The sequence below is a fragment of the cf. Phormidesmis sp. LEGE 11477 genome, from assembly GCF_015207105.1.
GTDB lineage: Bacteria > Cyanobacteriota > Cyanobacteriia > Phormidesmidales > Phormidesmidaceae > Phormidesmis.
The window spans coordinates 1-1449 of the sequence record NZ_JADEXO010000268.1; the positions used below are offsets into that span (position 1 = coordinate 1).

Consider the following 1449-nt stretch of genomic DNA (forward strand, 5'->3'; position numbering starts at 1 on the left):
GATCGCGTAGAGTGCCGAACATTCCAGTACCGAAAAGGCAAGGAATGTTCGAGACTGGTTGAATTACCACACTCAACCAAATCAATTATGGAACTCTACACTCGCATTGAGCAAGTGCTCATGAGGCTACGTCCAGCATTCAGTCGAGAAGTGCCGTATGAATGGTTCGCGCTGCTGTTGTGGGGAGTGCTGCTGAATCATCAACCGGCAGCGGTCACCAGCTACTTGAACGGTTTGGGGATAGCCGAAGCGTATTACGGACGAGCGCTGCATTGGTTCACTTCACGGGCATTCAGTATTGATGAGTTGTGTCAGCGCTGGGGGGATTGGCTATCAGAGCATCCAGAAGTCAAAACGCTCAAGGGAGCGCGAGTCTATGCCGGAGACGGGATCAAGGTGTGCAAAGAAGGACGCAGAATGCCGGGCGTCAAAGGCTTACATCAAGAATCGGAAGATGTGAGCAAACCAGAGTGGATACGCGGCCATTACTTCAGCGCCTTGAGTCTGTTGTTGGGCACAGGCAAAGCCCTGTTCGCAGCCCCCATTGCGCTCAAGCTGCATGATGGCATTGAGACCACTCGCCTCGATAGCCAGCAGACGCTGGTCGATAAAATGGCCGTGATGTGCATCAACTTGATGACCGAAGGGAGCTACGCTGTGCTAGATGCGTACTATGCCTCAGCTAAAGTCTTACAACCGTTTCGAGCCCACGGGCTACACCTGATTAGTCGGGCCTCTATTGCCACGGTTGCCCGTGCGCCCTTTTCAGCCAACCCGAGTGTTCGTGGGCCAGGCCGTCAGAGAAAGTGGGGCGCGCAGATTAAGTTACGAGAGTTGTTCTCGCCACTGTGTGAGTGTAGCTGCGCGCAGGTTCGGCTCTATGGAGAGCAACAGCTCGTTTACTATCAGCAGTTTGAGTTTTACTGGGATAGCCCTGATGCTTTGGTGTTGTTTGTGCTCGCTCAACTGCCTAACGGTAAGCAAATTATCTTGCTCTCTAGCGACCTTACCCTCACTGGAGCCCAGGTGATTGAAGCTTATGGCTGGCGGTTCAAAATTGAGTTGAGCTTTCGGACTCTGGTGAATTTACTCGGTGGCTTTGACTATCGCTTCTGGCTTAAGTCGATGGATAAAATATCGCGCTGGCCTAAGAATCTAGTCTTAGCCGACTTTACTGACGACTTTCAGGCTCAAGTCGTCAGTAAAGTCGAAGCGTTCGAGAGATTTGTCAATCTCAATGCCATTGCTTTAGGCTTGCTACAGGTTCTCGCTCTAGAGCTACCCGACACCGTTTGGACCCACTTTCCCAGATGGTTTCGTACGCTCCCTAAACACGGGTTGCCCAGCGAGCAAATTGTGCGCCTGGCGCTTCAGCATCTACAGCCAACCGTTTTATCCAAACGTAAGTCCGCTCTACTTCTCCCTAAATTACTCAAAGCTAAACCTAAG

The 1449-nt window shown here is 51.6% G+C and carries 1 protein-coding gene; it reads left to right on the top strand.

What is annotated here, in order from left to right; translation table 11 throughout:
• Positions 1–87 precede the first annotated feature (87 nt).
• Positions 88–1449: transposase (locus IQ256_RS29220; RefSeq protein WP_193859181.1), on the top strand; the 1362-nt coding region annotated here is incomplete at its 3' end.